The 13,471-nt window shown below is 74.0% G+C and carries 13 protein-coding genes; 4 read left to right on the forward strand and 9 right to left on the reverse strand.

Going from position 1 to position 13,471, the window contains the following annotated elements; all coding sequences use genetic code 11:
- Window positions 1-3 precede the first annotated feature (3 nt).
- Both ACGFNV_RS30940 and ACGFNV_RS30945 read left to right on the forward strand, forming a co-directional pair.
- Window positions 4-1,590 carry a hypothetical protein gene (locus tag ACGFNV_RS30940; RefSeq protein WP_393626867.1) on the forward strand — a complete coding sequence of 529 codons (1,587 nt, stop codon included), beginning with the start codon at window positions 4-6 and terminating at the stop codon, window positions 1,588-1,590.
- Window positions 1,587-4,838, forward strand: a complete 3,252-nt coding sequence (locus ACGFNV_RS30945) for a WD40 repeat domain-containing protein (RefSeq protein WP_393626869.1) — start codon at window positions 1,587-1,589, stop codon at window positions 4,836-4,838. Before ACGFNV_RS30940 ends, ACGFNV_RS30945 begins: the two co-directional genes overlap by 4 nt.
- A gap of 59 nt (window positions 4,839-4,897) precedes the next feature.
- Here ACGFNV_RS30945 and ACGFNV_RS30950 read toward each other — a convergent pair whose 3' ends face one another.
- Together ACGFNV_RS30950 and amrS are read right to left on the reverse strand one after the other, a co-directional pair.
- Window positions 4,898-5,176 (reverse strand): radical SAM-modified peptide, FtsH ternary system-associated, encoded by a 279-nt coding sequence (locus ACGFNV_RS30950; RefSeq protein WP_393626871.1) that lies wholly within the window; start codon window positions 5,174-5,176, stop codon window positions 4,898-4,900.
- Window positions 5,173-6,204, reverse strand: a complete 1,032-nt coding sequence (gene amrS / locus ACGFNV_RS30955; RefSeq protein ID WP_393626873.1) for an AmmeMemoRadiSam system radical SAM enzyme — start codon at window positions 6,202-6,204, stop codon at window positions 5,173-5,175. Before amrS ends, ACGFNV_RS30950 begins: the two co-directional genes overlap by 4 nt.
- Before the next feature lie 80 nt (window positions 6,205-6,284).
- Between amrS and ACGFNV_RS30960 the strand changes: the two genes are divergently transcribed.
- Window positions 6,285-6,827, forward strand: coding sequence for an MOSC domain-containing protein (locus tag ACGFNV_RS30960; protein WP_393626875.1), 543 nt, complete (start codon window positions 6,285-6,287; stop codon window positions 6,825-6,827).
- A 31-nt stretch (window positions 6,828-6,858) separates the two neighbouring features.
- Here ACGFNV_RS30960 and ACGFNV_RS30965 read toward each other — a convergent pair whose 3' ends face one another.
- The 3 genes from ACGFNV_RS30965 to ACGFNV_RS30975 are packed head-to-tail and all read right to left on the reverse strand — an operon-like array spanning window position 6,859 to window position 8,869.
- Entirely contained in the window at window positions 6,859-7,686 is an 828-nt protein-coding gene (locus tag ACGFNV_RS30965; RefSeq protein ID WP_393626877.1) for an NADPH-dependent F420 reductase, read from the reverse strand.
- A complete protein-coding gene (locus ACGFNV_RS30970) occupies window positions 7,683-7,895 on the reverse strand; it encodes an EF-hand domain-containing protein (RefSeq protein WP_133930085.1) in 213 nt (70 codons plus the stop codon). The genes ACGFNV_RS30965 and ACGFNV_RS30970 overlap by 4 nt, the downstream gene beginning before the upstream one ends.
- A 59-nt stretch (window positions 7,896-7,954) precedes the next feature.
- On the reverse strand, window positions 7,955-8,869 hold the full coding sequence (locus ACGFNV_RS30975; RefSeq protein WP_393626879.1) for a MerR family transcriptional regulator: 915 nt from the start codon (window positions 8,867-8,869) through the stop codon (window positions 7,955-7,957).
- A gap of 61 nt (window positions 8,870-8,930) precedes the next feature.
- Between ACGFNV_RS30975 and ACGFNV_RS30980 the strand changes: the two genes are divergently transcribed.
- Complete coding sequence (locus ACGFNV_RS30980) at window positions 8,931-9,572, forward strand: GNAT family N-acetyltransferase (protein ID WP_393626881.1); 642 nt, start codon at window positions 8,931-8,933, stop codon at window positions 9,570-9,572.
- A 7-nt stretch (window positions 9,573-9,579) separates the two neighbouring features.
- Here ACGFNV_RS30980 and ACGFNV_RS30985 read toward each other — a convergent pair whose 3' ends face one another.
- The 4 genes from ACGFNV_RS30985 to ACGFNV_RS31000 all read right to left on the reverse strand — a co-directional run bounded on the left by ACGFNV_RS30985 (window position 9,580) and on the right by ACGFNV_RS31000 (window position 13,283).
- Window positions 9,580-10,758: a YncE family protein gene (locus ACGFNV_RS30985; RefSeq protein ID WP_393626882.1), complete on the reverse strand. Its 1,179-nt coding sequence runs from the start codon at window positions 10,756-10,758 to the stop codon at window positions 9,580-9,582.
- The gene (locus tag ACGFNV_RS30990) at window positions 10,758-11,576 is read right to left on the reverse strand and encodes a polysaccharide deacetylase family protein (protein ID WP_393626884.1); all 819 of its coding nucleotides are present in this window, start codon (window positions 11,574-11,576) and stop codon (window positions 10,758-10,760) included. Before ACGFNV_RS30990 ends, ACGFNV_RS30985 begins: the two co-directional genes overlap by 1 nt.
- 126 nt (window positions 11,577-11,702) lie before the next feature.
- Window positions 11,703-12,206 (reverse strand): ATP-binding protein, encoded by a 504-nt coding sequence (locus tag ACGFNV_RS30995; protein ID WP_393626886.1) that lies wholly within the window; start codon window positions 12,204-12,206, stop codon window positions 11,703-11,705.
- Between the two features lie 309 nt (window positions 12,207-12,515).
- The gene (locus ACGFNV_RS31000) at window positions 12,516-13,283 is read right to left on the reverse strand and encodes an enoyl-CoA hydratase/isomerase family protein (RefSeq protein WP_393626888.1); all 768 of its coding nucleotides are present in this window, start codon (window positions 13,281-13,283) and stop codon (window positions 12,516-12,518) included.
- Between the last annotated feature and the right edge of the window lie 188 nt (window positions 13,284-13,471).

Raw genomic sequence — 13,471 nt, forward strand, 5'->3', positions numbered from 1 at the left:
GCCGTGACGGACTTCCTGGGCCGTGCCCGGCGCCGCCCCGACGAGAGCGCCCGCCCCGCCCCGGCCACTCCGACGGGCGGCGCGGTGCGCTGGCGCAGCGCGGGCCGCTTCGGCACCGCCCGGCAGACCCTGGCCGCCCTGGGCTCGCTGTACGGGGCGGGCGCGGCGGACTGGGTCTGCCACCGGCAGCCCGGCGGGGCACCGGGTGAGGCGTCGGCGTACTGGCTGCTCACGACGGTGCACGGGCCGGTGGCCGCCGATGTGATCGCGCTGCACGGCGGCGAGCCGGTGCCGGTGGACAGCCCGCGGGCACGCGATCTGCGCGAGGTGCTGTCCTGGCCCGAGGTGACGGCGGTGGAGCTGCTGGCCGCCTTCCCCACCCACGGCCCGCCGACGGCGGGCCACCCGCTGCTGTACGTGCTCACCGCCCCCGCCCTGCTGCCGACCGTGGTGCGCCACGCCCGGTCCGCGCGGGTCGACATCTCCCTCGTCCGGGCCACGGCACGCCCCCTGTTCCCGGGGGTGCGGCCCGCCGTGACGGAGGAGCGGCTGCTGGTGCTGCTGAGCGCCCCGGCGGACCCGGCCTCCGACACCCCGGACCACACGGTTCCCGACGGCCTCGTGCACTCCCTGGTGTCGCTGCCCCGTACCTCCGTGTGCCGCCCGGCCGCCCACTGCGTACGGCTGCTCCTCGACGTACGCCACGATCCGCCGCTCGACGAGGAGTTGCTGCAACCCGTCATCCCCGAGGGCGAGTTGTGGCTGCTCGGCGACTCGGGTGAGCAACCACCCGTGGCGCTGCGCCTCTTGGCGGTTCCGGCACCGCTGAGCGTCGAGGCTCCGCCGGACGCGCCCGCGGCGGCCGTACGGCGGACGGTGGACCCCGCGCCCGAACCGCCCGGAACGGAACTGCGGGTGGTACGGGACACGGAGGCGGGTACGGGGGTGGACGCGGTGCTGCTCACGGACGCCGAACTCCCGCTGCTGCGCCGCTACCTGACGGGCCGTCGATTGGCGGACCAGGCCTTCCTCGCGATGGGCGACGGCATGCAACTCCTCGTCGACGCGACGGGGTTGGTGGCCTCCGTGCCCTTCGGCGTGCCCCTGCGCCGGGTGGGCCCGGGGGCCTGCTACGTGCAGTCCGGGCATGTGCTGACGCCGCCGTTGCCGCCGGGTGCCCGGGTCCGGTCGCTGGGCCTGCGGGCGGGGGTCGCCGTGGTGTGCTGGTACGCGGGCCGGTCCGAGTTCCGGCTCGATCCGCTGCTGCCGGTGTGGACGCTGTGGGCTCCTGCCGGGCCACCGGCCGCGCCTCCCGGGCTCTCCCGCACGGCCCAGGAACTCCTGACGCTCTTCGAGTCCCTGCTGGACGGCCGGACGGAGGCGTCCGGTCCGGTGGACGGCCCGGCGGACGGCCGGGTGCCGCCCGAGGCACCCGAGGAGAACCCCACGACAGCCCTCGCCCGGGCCGCCCGGCTGCGGACCGAGGGACATCTGACGGAGGCCGCCGAGGCGTTCCGCACGGCCGGCGACCCCCTGGAGGCGGGCCGGCTCTTCGAACAGGCGGCGCTACGGCTGGGAGAGACGGAGTGACCTCGCCCGCCCCGGACGACGACCGGGCACCGCGACGCCGCTGGTTCCGTGCGGACGAGGCCCGGTACCTCGGCCTCTCCCCCGACGGCACCCTCTTCCTGCGCACCGAGGGCACCACCGTCGAGGCCGTCGACGACAGCGGCCGCAGACTGTGGTCGGCCGCGCTGGAGGGGTCCGGGGAGGGGTCTGCAGGGCCGGTGGCCGCCGTGTGGGTGGCCGACGGGAGCGAGGTGCTGGTGTGCGCCGGTGACCGGGGGCGGGTTCTGGACCTCCACACCGGCGCCGAGCGCTCCCGGTTCCGGGCGGTGCGGGGGACGGCGGGGCCCGCGGTCGCCGTCTCGCCGGACGGCCTGCGCACGGCCCTTCTCTCCGACCCACGGACCGTGGCGGTCCGTCACCGGCGCACGGAGGCGACCGTCCACCTGGCCGCCGGGGACGCGGTCGCCGACCTGGTGTGGGACCCGGGCGGCCGGCTGTTGTGCGTGGCCACGCCGACCGCGTTGCAGCTGTGGAACCCGACCACCCGTGATCCGTACGCCACCCCCTGCTCCGGGCGCACCGCCCTGCACGCGGTCGCGTGGTCCCCCGACCGCAGGACCCTGGCCTTCGCCGACGCCCTGGGCGTGCACCTGGTGGACACCCACGGCACGGCCACCCCGGTCTCGGCCCCCTTCCCCCGGGTGTACGGGCTCGGGTTCAGCCGCACCGGCCGGCATCTCGCGGTCGCCGGCTCGGGCGGTGTGCTGGTCCTCGACCTCGCTCTGGCGCCCGTCGCCGAGATCTCGGCGGCCCCGCTCCTGCCGGCCGACTTCAGCGCCTGCGCCGCGGGACGGCTGCTGGTGCGCACCGAGCAGGACGGTACGGCGGGCTACGCGCTGTGGGAACTCCCCGACGCCATCGAGCCGGTGACCGGGCGACGCACCGACGCGGCGCTACGGCGCTGGGTGGCCGCCATGTGCGGCTCGGTCGGGCGGCGCGTCCCCGAGCCGGGAGAGGCACCCGCCCTGCGCGCCGGACCACCCCGCGCGCTCGGCACGGCCGAGGGGGTGCGGGCGCCGGGATTCGCCTGGCTCGGCGACGGCGGTTCGGTCGGCGAGCTACGGCCGGGACAGCCGGCCCGGCGCCCACCCGGACCGGGGGCGCCGGGCCGGACGACGGCGGCACCGGCAGAGGTGACGGACCTGCCCCGCCCGGCCACGGGACCCGTGTGGACCGCCGACTTGGGCACCGCCGGCTGGAGCGGGGCCGTGGACATCGAGGCGTCGGCGGAAGCCCTGGATCCGGCGCGGTGCGACTCCCCGGGCGCCGCCCTCGCCCTCGCGACACGCGGCGGATCGGCCCCGCTCACCGTGCTGGACGCGGTCACGGGTGCCGTACGGGCGCGGTTGCCCGGGGGGCGGGCGCCGGTGTGGTGTCCCACCGGCGGCGGCCGGCTGGTCGTACCCGAGCCGGGACCGCAACCCGCCCACCTGTACCTGTACGAGCTGGGGGAACCGCCCTCCGCGACCACCGAGGTGAGCCGGTTCGTGCGCGGCCGGGTGGGCCGGCCCGCCTGGTCGCCGGACGGGCGGCTGCTGGCGGCGGGCACGGCCGGCGAGGTGCTGCTGTGGCGGATGCCGGAGTTCGCGCTGACCAGCCCCCGGCTGCGGCTGCCGTCCGGGGCCTTCGCCACCAGGGTCGCCTGGTCCCCCGACGGCAGCAGGCTCGCGGCCACCTGTGAGGCGGGCCGCGGGCCGGTCGTGGTGTGGGACACCGCCGACTGGCAGATCCACCGCGAGCTCGGGGCGCCGGGCGGCGTCGGCTGGGCGCCCGCGCTCGCCTGGTCGCCGGACGGTGCGCTGCTGGCGGCGCCGGGGCCGGGCACGTCGACGTCGACCGTGCAGATCTGGGACGTGGCCGGGGCGTCGGTGGTGCTCACCCTCGAACCGCCCCGCGTGCCGGGCCCGTTGTGGGCGGTGCGCTGGTCACCGGACGGCCGCCGGATCGCCACGACGTACGGCGGTGGCACCACGCTCGTGTGGGAGCTGCGCACCACCGGCTCCGCGCCCTCCGCGCCGCTCCCCCTGCCCGCGACCCGGCTCGCCGAGCTGGGCGGCGCGGCCGTCGCCGCGGACGCCGCGGTCCCGCTGTCCACCCTCGCCGACCTGCTGGCCCTGCTCACGCCCACACCGACGGGCGGCCCGACCGCGGATCACGCCCAACTGCTGTACGGCGCCCGGGCGGCGCGGGCGCTGCGCGCGCTGGACTGGCCCCCGGCCGCGCACCCGGCGCTGGCCGCCGTCACCGCCTCCCAGCTGCCTCCCGACTCCCGGTACGCGGCACCCTCGGCCGTCCCCGCGGCCGAGCTGCGCTCCGCACTGGAACGCGGCCTCGGCGGCGCGGCCCAGGACCCGCCGGAGCACGGACCCGCGGCCGGTGCGCTGGCCGCCGCGCTGGAGCTGACCCGCACCCGCCTGCTGCCCGCCCTGCGCCTGCTCGGCCCGGACGCCGTACGCCAGGACCCGGGCCTGGTGCAGCGGGTGGCACGGGGCCTGGCGACACAGGGCCCGCAGCCGGACGGACGCCATCCCGTTCCGGGGCTGCGGCTGCCGTCGTCCCCCGTCGGCGACGAGATCACCGGGCCCACCGCCGCCGGGTCCCCGGCCGGTCTGGTGCGGCACGGCCCGCCGGACCGCGTCGTTCCCAGCCAACTCGCCCTCCCCGACGACGTGTTGGGCCCTCTCTACGCACAGGACGCCCTGCTCTACCGCACCCGCAGCGGCGCGGCGCCGCCCGCGACCCGCAACGCCGTCCTCGTCCTGGACACGGGCCCCGCGGCCCACGGCCAGGTCGGCACCTGTCTGCGGGTGTGCGCCCACGCCCTGGCCCAGGCACTGCTGCGGGCGGGGCGCCAGGTGGAGCTGCTCCAGCTGAACGGCCTGGGCGGCCCGCTGCCCCTGGCCCACACCGCCGATCTGCGCGCGCTGTGGCAGCTCTCCCCGCCCGCGCCCCCGGATCCGGTACGGGCGGCGGAGCGCGCGGCCGCCGCGCTGCGCCGACTGGAGGGCGGCGCGCTCGGCACCCCGCGCGCGGTGCTGCTCACCCACCCCCACCAGCGTCGGCTCGGCCTGCCCGGCCTGCTCACGATCCGGGTCCACTACCCGGGAGCGCCCACGACGACCGACGAACGCGACTCATGGACCCTGGCGCCCGACCCGGAACCGGAACGACTGAGAGCCGTACTCGCCTCCGTGCTGGCGGAGTTGTGACGGTCACCAAGGCGGTCAGCCGGTCAGGCGGCCAGCGGTCAGCGGTCAGCGGTCAGCGGTCAGCCGCACATCATCTGCTCGATCTCGTCCGGGCCGAGCCCCTCCAGCAGCCGTTCCAGCAGGTCCGGCCGGAAGGCGTCGCCCAGGATCTCGACCCCTTCCGCCGACCAGGTCAGCCGCAGCCGCACCAGCCGTCCCTCGGGGTGCCGGGCGTACTCGTCCGCGTCGATCAGATCGGGCAACGAGTCCACCAGCCGGTAGGTCGCCCCCGGCGCGGTCCCCTCCCCGACCCCCGCCTGCTCCTCACCGTGCTCCGCCCCCGGTTCCACAGTCGTCATCGCCAGACCCCCTCGATCCGTGTCCCGCACTCCCCGCACCGCCCCGTCCCGTCCAGCCGCAGGGCGGACAGTGCCCAGATGTCCCGGTCGACCGCGGCCGCGCCGCATCCGGGGCAGTAGGTGGTGCGTCCCTCCGCCCCCAACGCCCGCTCCACGTACACGTGCCGCAGCCCGGCCGCCCTGCCGATGGCGCGCGCCCGGTCGAGGCGGTCCGGGCCGGTCGGGGCGTGGGTGTCCATGCGGTGCGTCGGTGTGAACCGCATCAGGTGCCAGGGGATGTCCCGGTCGACGGAGGCCAGAAAGCCCGCGATCCCCTCCAGTTGGGCGTCCTCGGCGCTGGTCCCCGGGATGAGCGGAGTGGTCGCCTCCACCCAGACGCCCTGGGCGTGCATCCGCCGCAGCGTCTCCAGTACGGGGCGCAGCGGAGCACCGGTGAGCCTGCGGTGGGGCTCCTCCTCGGCGGCCTTGATGTCGATGTTGACGGCGGACAGCGCGGGCGCCAGCCGGTCGGTGGCCTCAGGGGTGAGGAAGCCGTTGCTCTTCCAGAGCAGGGGCACGCCCGCAGGCCGGGCCTCCGCCGCGAGCGCCAGCGTGAGTTCCGGGGCCAGGGAGGGCTCCGAGTACGACAGCCCCAGGGACGCGGACACCTCGGCCGCTTCCCGCACCACCGCCGGTACGTCCACCGTCTCCAACGGCAGCCCGCGGCCGGCGTCGGGCTCACGGCCGTACTGGGAGAGCCGGTGGTTGACGCAGTAGTCGCAGCGGAAGGAGCAGCCGGGCGGCGCCAGCGTGAGCACGGTGCTGCCGGGTCTGAAGTGGTAGAAGGGCTTGCGTTCGACGGCGTCCCGGTGCTTCACCGTGGTGGCGAGGGTGAGGGTCTGCACGGACCCGCCCCGCCGCCGTCGTACCTTGCAGGCGCCGGTCTCGCCGTCCCGCAGCCGGCAGCGGAACGGGCACAGCACGCATCTGACCTCGTCGGCGGTGGCCCGGGTGAAGGCGCCGTCGGCGCTCTGCCAGGTCCCCGCCACCGCACCACCCCCGTCGTCCCGGCCAGCGTAGTGGCGCGGCCGACGCCTGTCAGGACAACGCCGGCGGGTACGCTCGCGGCATGGGTGGGACAGTCAGCGCAGTCAGCAGCAACGGTACGTACTCCTTCACCAAGCCCAACCGCGACAGCATCACGTTGATCGCGGGGCTCGGGGTGGAGGGGGACGTGCACGCGGGGGTAACGGTGAAGCACCGGTTCCGGATGCGGAAGGATCCTTCGCAGCCGAACCTGCGTCAGGTGCACCTCATCCACGAGGAACTGTTCACCGAGGTCGGCGCTGCCGGGTTCGAGGTGGCGGCCGGTCAGCTCGGCGAGAACGTCACCACGCGCGGGATCGACCTGCTCGGCCTGCCCACGGGAACCCTGCTGCGCCTCGGGGACGAGGCGGTCGTCGAGGTGACCGGCCTGCGCAACCCCTGCGCCCAGATCGACGGCTTCCAGCAGGGCCTCATGAAGCAGGTCGTCGGCCGGGACGAGGACGGCACGGTCCGGTTCAAGTCCGGGATCATGAGCGTCGTCGTCCACGGAGGCGTGGTGCGGCCCGGGGACCCGGTCGAGGTCGAGCTGCCGGACGGGCCGCACCGGCCCCTGGAGATCGTCTGAGCGCCTTCGGGACGCCCTCCGCACCGGTCCCCTACGCGCGCCACTCCGGCTTGCGCTCCGGTGACGCCTCCGCCAGCGCCTTCGTCACCTCCGCCACCCCACCGCGCAGACCGTAGACGGGGGTGTCGGGCTGCTGTCGCCAGGACTCGTCGAGGCCGCCCGCGTCGACGGTGTCGAAGCCCAGCTCGTCGATCAGCGCGCGGACGACCGTCTTCGCCGCCTCGTCGTCACCGGCCACCGGCAGGGCCATGCGGTCGGGGGCGCCGGCCGGGCGCGGGCGGTCCAGGATGTCCTGGGCGTAGGTGCCGTTGAACGCCTTGATCACCGGGTGGCCGATGGAGCGTTCCGTCCAGCGGCTCTCGGTGAGACCCTCGGCTTCGATCGCGAGGATCTTCCCGTCCCGCTGCTTGGGGTAGTAGTTGCCGGTGTCGATGACGGCGACACCGTCGGCGGCCCCGTCGAGCACCCCGGTCGGCAGGTCCGCCAGTGCCTTCTCGGGGATCGCGATCACGACGACCTCCGCGCCGCGCGCCGCCTCCTCGATCCGAACGGGGGTGGCGCCCGTCTCCTCGGCCAGTTCCGTGAGCGTGTGCGGACCGCGGGAGTTGGCCACGGAGACGTCGTGCCCGAGGGCGGTGAGCCTCCGGGTGAGGTTGCCGCCGATGTTTCCCGCTCCGATGATGCCGATCTTCATGTCCTGCCTCGCCCTTCCGGGGGTCGGTGGTACCGCGTACGGCTGTCGGGGCCGAGTAACCGCCAATCCGGGGGGTCTATTCCGCGTCCCCGGAAATCGGATCGCCGGCGCCGGGCATGACGAAGGGGGGCGCCCCGGCGGGCACCCCCCTTCCGCGCGCGTCACTTGTTCAGGTACGCCCAGAACTCGTCGAACGACAGCAGCTTGTCGCCGTTGAGGTCGCGGGTCTTGATGATCGCCTCGGCGACCGTCTCGGTGACGTTCCAGTCACCTTCCTGGGCCAGGGCGGTCTTGAACTCGGCAGCGGTGATGAAGCCGTCACCGTCCGTATCGATCCGCTCGAACTGCTTGCGTGCCTCGTCGATGTCCGCCACCGATCCGCCCCTTATTGCTCGTGTTTCCGTTACGTGCCGTCGTACTGACGCAGGTCAGATTAACCGCCCGCGCGAGCCCGCAGCGCAGCGACCACCCAGGAGAACTCCTGCTCGTACGCGGCCTGGGGTTCCAGACCCCGCACGACGGCCGACAGCTCCCGGTACCGGGCGAGCCGTACGGTCGTGGCGGCCTCCAGGCGTTCCAGTACGTCGGCCGGATCGGCGTCGCCGAGCAGCCCGCGCAGGATGTCCTCCGCCTCCGGCGCCTCGGGGGCGACGCCGTCGCGCAGCGCCTCACCGGCCGTCTGCACCAGACGGCTCATCAACCACAGGGAGGTGCCCGGCGGCGCGTCCGGCCCCCGGTCCGCCGCGTGGAACTCGACCGCCCGCCGCATGGTCGCCCGGAACTCGGGGTCCTGGATCAGCTCGGCGAGCTCCACCCAGGCGTCCACCTGCTGGGGGGTGGGGTCGTCGGGCAGGTCCGCGGGAGCGAACCGCAGACGGCGGCGGATGTCGGGGTCGGCGGTGTCGAGCCCCTCGAAGACCTCTGCCATGAAGTCCTCGACGATCCGGCTCCGCTCGGCCGCCGAAAGCCGCGCCAGCTTGTTCATCAACGTCGTCTCCTCCGCTGTCGAGCCACGTCGTGCCACGGACGAGAGCACCGCACGAGTGACCTTCAGTGATCGGATCTGCGCGTCCAGCGCCACCACGTGCGCCGCCGCGACCTCCGCGACCGTCCGCTCCCCCGCCAGCACCTCGCGCACGTCGCCCAGGCCGAGACCCAGCTCGCGCAGGGTGCGGATCAGCTCCAGGCGGGCGACGGACTCGGCGTCGTACAGGCGGTAGCCGCCCGTCGTACGGGCCACAGGGGCCAGGACGTCCTCGTCGGACCAGTAGCGGATGGTGCGCACGGTCAGTCCGGTGGCCCGCGCCAGCTCGCCGATGGTGAGAAGTCCGGTGCCGTCGTCGATCATGTGTGTGAGTCTGGTCCCTCCAGTGGGTGGAGACTCAAGCGGAGACTCGGGGAGCGCTGCGATGGAGACCTTGTGGGCCGTTCTCGACGCGGCGGCACGCGGGGTGTTCCCGCCTGCGGACGGCGGCACGAGCGTGGTGCCCCAGCACTCCGACCGGGACGCGGGGGTCCTCGCCTTCACCGGGCACTCCGTCGTCTTCACCGACGAGGATCCGGGATGGGTCCACGCGACACTGCGCGCGATGGACTGCGACGCCCTGGCGGCGCCCATGAACCCGCGGTTCCTGACGGCGCTCATGGAGCGGACGGGCCGTACGTCCGAGACCATCGACGCGATGCTGGTCGCCGCGCCGCTGCCCGGTGAGCCGCCGCTCGTGCTGAAGGAGATCGAGGACGCCGGCCACTCCCGCGTCCTGTACGCCCGCGGACGGCGCGACGACGTGCGCGCGTGGACGGCCGACGGCGGTGTGCTGGTGACGGGGCGCGGGATCGGCGGCCGCCTGGAGGTCTCGGTGGAGGTGGACGAGGAGGTACGGCACCGGGGGCTGGGGCGGCTCCTCGTGACCGCCGCCCGGCATCTCGTCACGGAGCCGCTGTGGGCGCAGGTCGCGCCGGGGAACGCCCGCAGCATGCGGGCGTTCCAGGCGGCCGGTTACCGTCCGGTGGGGGCGGAGGCGCTGCTCAGGGCGCCGCGGGTCGGGTGAGCCGCGCTCAGCGGAAGATGCCCGTGTGGCCGAGCGAGTAGCGGCCCGGCTGTGGGTAGACGGCGAGGCCGTGGGGGCCGCTGCCCACGGGGATGCGGGCGAGCTGGGTGCCGGTGCGGGTGTCGATGGCGTACACCTCGGAGTTGTAGCGGCCCGACAGCCACAGGACCTTGCCGTCGGCCGAGACACCACCCATGTCGGGGCTGCCGCCGTCGGGCAGGTGCCACTTCTTGGTCAGCTTGTTCTGGGTGAAGTCGAAGACGGAGATCGTGCCCTCGCCCCGGTTGGAGACGTACATCTCGCGGGAGTCGCGGCTGACGTACAGCCCGTGGGCGCCCCTGCCGGTGGGCAGCAGGGTCGGCTTGTCGAAGGTGTCGCCATGGAGGACCCACATGCCGTGGGCCATCATGTCGGCGACGTAGAACCGCTTGCCGTCGGGCGAGACCTTCACGTCCTGCGGCATCGCGCCGTTGAAGGGCAGCTTCTGCTGGCCGACGACTGCCATCTTCTCCGTGTCGACCTTGAGCAGCTCGCCGCTGAACTCGCAGGAGACGATGAAGTAGCGGCCGTCGAGGGAGAAGTCGGCGTGGTTGACGCCGTAGCAGGAGACCGGGACGGTCTTCTTGCGCTCCATGGTGTGCGGGTCGCGGAAGACCAGCTCGCGGTCCAGGGAGGCCATGACGACGGCGTACCTGCCGTTGGGCGTGAAGTAGAGGTTGTACGGGTCGTGCACCTCGACCGCCTTGCCCGCCTTCCCCGTCTTCGGGTCGACGGGGGTGAGGGTGTGCCCGCGGTTGTTGTTGACCCACAGCGTCTTCAGGTCCCAGGACGGCACGACGTGCTGGGGCTGACGGCCGACGTGGAGGGTGTCGATGATCCGGTAGGTCCTGGGGTCGATGACGGTGACCGTGTCGGACTCGGTGTTCGGGACGTAGACCCGGGACGGGAAGTCCTTGACCACCGGGGAGAGCCGGTTCGGGCGGTCGGCGGCGTACACGTCCTGGGGGTCGAGGACGGGCGGCATGCCGGGCAACCCCTCGATCTGCTTCTTCTTGGGCGGTGCCGGTACGGCCGCCTTGGTGGTGGGTGCCTCGTTCGCCCGGTCCTTGGACTCGGTGCCGCAGGCGGCGAGGGCGAGGAGGACGGCACCGGCGAGGAGGGCGCGGTTCACGAGGTGGCGGTGCATCAGCTCAGCAGCTCCGTGGTGGTCACCGCGCGCAGGCCGCGGCGGTCGAGTTCTTCCAGTACGGCGGGGAGTGCGGCGACCGTGTCCGCGTACCCGAGGTGCAGGCTCACCACGGACCCGTTGCGGATCTCGCCGAGGACCTTGCGGGCGACGGCGGGGGCGCCGGGGGCGGTGAAGTCGAGGGAGTCGACGTCGTACGACAGGACGTGCGGATAGCCGGCGGCGCGGGCCAGCCGTGCCACGAGCGGGGAGGCGCGGACGGCGCGGGAGGGGCGGAACCAGGTGCCGATGGAACCCGTGAGCCGCCGCAGCCGCTGTGCGCAGTCGGTGATCTCCCGCTCGGCCTCCGCCTCGGACATGGCGTTGACGTCGAGGTGGCGCTGGGTGTGGTTGCCGAGGTCGTGGCCGCCGTCGAGGACGCGGCGGGCGAGCTCGGGGTGTTCGTCCAGCCAGCTGCCGACGGCCAGCACGGTCAGCCGCGCCCCGTGCGTCTCCGCGGCGGCGAGGAGGGCGCGGGCGAGCTCGGGATCGCCCTGGCCGTGACAGGTGAGGGCTACGCGGGGGCGGTCGCGGGGGCCGTGGGTGATCTGGGCGGCGGCCTGGGGAAACAGGCGGGGGGTGGGGGCCGGGGTGCGGTCACCGGGAGGTGTGGCGGCTGGCTCGGCGCGGTCGCCGGAGGGTGTGGGGGCCGAGTCGGCGGGGGCCGGGCGGGCGACGGCGCCGTGCGGGGCGCACCCCGAGGCGAGCGCGCCCGCGGCGGCGAGGCCGGCTCCCGCGCGAAGCGCCGTACGGCGGTCGGTCGTGGTCACCCGCACCATTTAAGGGGGATATCGCCAGAAAACGGACGATTGATCCGATCGACGGCCCGTCGTCCGGGGCGCGCCCGACGTCTTCCGGGGTGGGCCCGATGTCGTCCGGGTGCGCCCGTGCGGAGGATCCGCCCGTCAGCGGTCCGCCACCCGCATCTCGAACCACGTCGTCTTGCCCCGCGGTAACAGGTCGACGCCCCACCGGTCGGACAGCTTGTCGACGAGGAAGAGCCCCCGCCCGCTGATGTCGAGCTCCTGAACCGGCATCAGACACGGCAGCCCGCGCGAGGGATCGCGGACCTCGACGCGGATCCAGCCGCGGCGGCGGCGCATACGGAGGCCGAAGACCCGGGCGCCGGTGTGGCGTACGGCGTTGCCGACGAGCTCGGAGACGAGCAGGACCGCGTCCTCCGTCATCTTCGGGGTCAGTCCCCACTGGCGCAGGACCACCACCTGGGTCAGCCGGCGAGCCGTGGCCGCCGACTCGGGGCGGGACGGCAGCGGGACCTCGCCCTCCGTGGGATTACCGAACAACTCGATTGCCTTGAGCGCCCGTTCGTCCTCCACCGTCGGCGACCAGCGCGCCGCGGCCACACGCCCGTGCCCCCGCGGCTGTTCGACACCCTCCAGCCCCGCCATGCCCCCATCATGGCCGTCGCGCGTACCCTCCGGGGCCGTTCCGGGGGAATACGCCCTTTGGAAACCACCGCTCCAGTCGATGCGACCGGCATGTGCCAAAGGCATTTCGGGACCGGGTAAGTCCCCGCTGACCTGCGACGACGACTCCGCTGGGGGCAATCGACGAACTCCCTCGACAAGGCAGGCTCAAGGTCGCCTCAAGGTTCCCATAAACCGCCCCATCGAGGGACCCGGATCAGACACTCCGTCAATTGCAAGTGAACCGGCGGATTTTCACAAACACGAAGGAACTCAGGGGGACGAGGGAACTCAGAGGAACTTGGCCTTGCCCGGGCCCTCCTCGACGAAACTGCGCATTCCCCGCTCCCGGTCCTCCGTCGCGAACAGGCCCGCGAACCAGTTCCGTTCCACCGCGAGACCCGTCTCGATGTCCGTCTCCAGGCCCGTGTCGATCGCCTCCTTCGCCGCACGCAGCGCGATCGCGGGGCCCTGCGCCAGCTTCGCCGCCCACGCGTGCGCCTGCTCGTAGACCTCGGCGGCCGGGACCACCCGGTCGACCAGGCCCAGCGTCAGCGCCTCGTCGGCCTTGACCATCCGCCCGGTGAAGATCAGGTCCTTCGCCCGGGACGGGCCGACCAGACGGGACAGGCGCTGGGTGCCGCCGGCGCCGGGGATCAGGCCGAGCAGGATCTCCGGCTGGCCGAGCTTGGCGTTGTCCGCGGCGATGCGGTAGTCGGCGCAGAGGGCGAGTTCGCAGCCGCCGCCGAGCGCGTAACCCGTGACGGCGGCGACCACCGGCTTGGGGATGCGGGCGACGGCCGTGAACGCGTCCTGCAGGGCCCGGGCGCGCACGATCATCGCCGCGTGGTCCATGGCCTGCATCTCCTTGATGTCCGCGCCCGCCGCGAACACCTTCTCGCCGCCGTAGACCACCACGGCGCGCACGTCGTCGCGGCGCGTGGCCTCCTCGGCGAGTTCCTTGAGGCGGTCCTGGGTGGCGATGTCCAGCGCGTTCATGGGCGGACGGTCGAGACGCAGCGTGCCGACGCCTTCGGCGACTTCCAGATTCACGGTCATGCAGGCAGGTTAACGGGGGCTAACGGGGCCTGGTGAGGTGCGGTCGCTCACACTCGGCCGGGGGTCTGGGGGTTGCCCCCAGGCAGACACAGCACGGGGGCTAACGGGGCCTGGTGAGGTGCGGTCGCTCACACTCGGCCGGGGGTCTGGGGGTTGCCCCCAGGCAGACACAGCACGGGGGCTAACGG

The organism is Streptomyces sp. NPDC048751, from assembly GCF_043198595.1.
Classification (GTDB): domain Bacteria; phylum Actinomycetota; class Actinomycetes; order Streptomycetales; family Streptomycetaceae; genus Streptomyces.